Genomic DNA, 1,259 nt, shown 5'->3' with positions numbered 1-1,259 from the left:
CCCCCAAAATTGGAGAGTGTTATGAAATCAACAACTAAAAGAACTCAGCGCGATTACTCCCTCGCTTTTAAACTCACTGTAGTTGATGAGGTTGAAAAAGGAAGCCTCACTTACAAACAAGCCCAAGAGAAGTATGGCATCCAAGGTTGCTCTACGGTTTTGGTTTGGCTTCGTAAGCATGGTCGACTAGATTGGTCTAAAGGGACACCTAACTTTATGTCCAAAGGAGACTCTATGACCGAGTTCAATTCACCTCCTACACCAGAGCAACGTATTAAAGAGCTTGAGAAGCAGCTCGAAGATGCTCAACTCAAAGCCGACTTCTTTGAAGCTGTCGTGAACGTTATGGAACGTGACTATGGTGTTAGAGTGACAAAAAAGCACAAAGAAGCGTTGTCCAAGAGAAAACCATAGTAGGTTTGAGCGTTACGAAGTTTTGTCAGTTAGTACAAATCTCTCGCCAAGCTTATTATAAGCAATGCCAAACTCAATCTCGTTGTGAACATCATGAGCATGCTGTCATTGGCTTTGTCCGTGAAGTCAGGCTGAAGCAGCCACGCATTGGCACGCGTAAACTGAAGTTCTTAGCAGCAACAAAGGGCATTCAAATAGGTCGCGATAAGCTCTTTGAACTTCTCAGAAAGCATCGGCTGTTAGTGAGAGCAAGACGAGCCTATCACCGAACGACTGACAGCCGTCATCGATTTTTCTGTCACCCAAACAAAGTGAAAGATGGGCTGACACCAACGAAGCCAGAACAACTGTGGGTTGCTGATATTACTTACTTGCCAACTCAAAATGGAGAGAGTTATCTCAGCTTGGTTACAGACGCTTATTCAAGGAAGATTGTTGGTTTTTATGTGGATGACAACATGAAAACTCAATCAGTTAAGCGGGCATTTATCTCAGCTCTCAGGCAACGGCAGAGTGAAGAAAAGCTAATACACCACTCAGATAGAGGCTCACAATACTGTTCGAAGGAATATCAAGATATCCATAAGAAACATAGAGTGACTTGCTCAATGACAGACGGGTATGACTGTTATCAGAATGCTTTAGCTGAGCGTGTAAATGGGATACTCAAAATGGAGCTCTTGCTGAAGAAACCGAAAGATCTGAAAGAAGCAAGGACGATGGTAGCAGAGTCCGTAGATATCTATAATCAAATGAGGCCTCATACGGCTTTAAAATACAAAACGCCCGATGAAGTACATCGAGCGTTTTAGTTAAAAAGTGTCAACCCATATCAGGACGGGTCA

Annotated in this window: 1 protein-coding gene; it reads left to right on the top strand. The window is 43.2% G+C overall.

Annotation, left to right across the window (positions count from 1 at the left end; genetic code table 11):
* Positions 1–21 precede the first annotated feature (21 nt).
* Positions 22–1,226, top strand: a protein-coding gene (locus R7127_RS26425) for an IS3 family transposase (protein ID WP_137281942.1) whose coding sequence is annotated in 2 segments (ribosomal slippage) — positions 22–373 and positions 373–1,226 — 1,206 coding nt in all. Because the reading frame shifts where the segments join, the coding sequence is not laid out codon by codon here.
* The last annotated feature ends 33 nt before the right edge of the window (positions 1,227–1,259 follow it).

The sequence above is a fragment of the Vibrio sp. 1159 genome (assembly GCF_033340395.1).
Taxonomy (GTDB): Bacteria; Pseudomonadota; Gammaproteobacteria; order Enterobacterales; family Vibrionaceae; genus Vibrio; species Vibrio alginolyticus.
The sequence above is the reverse complement of the archived record's forward strand: the minus strand, read 5'-3'. Positions and strand labels throughout refer to the sequence as shown.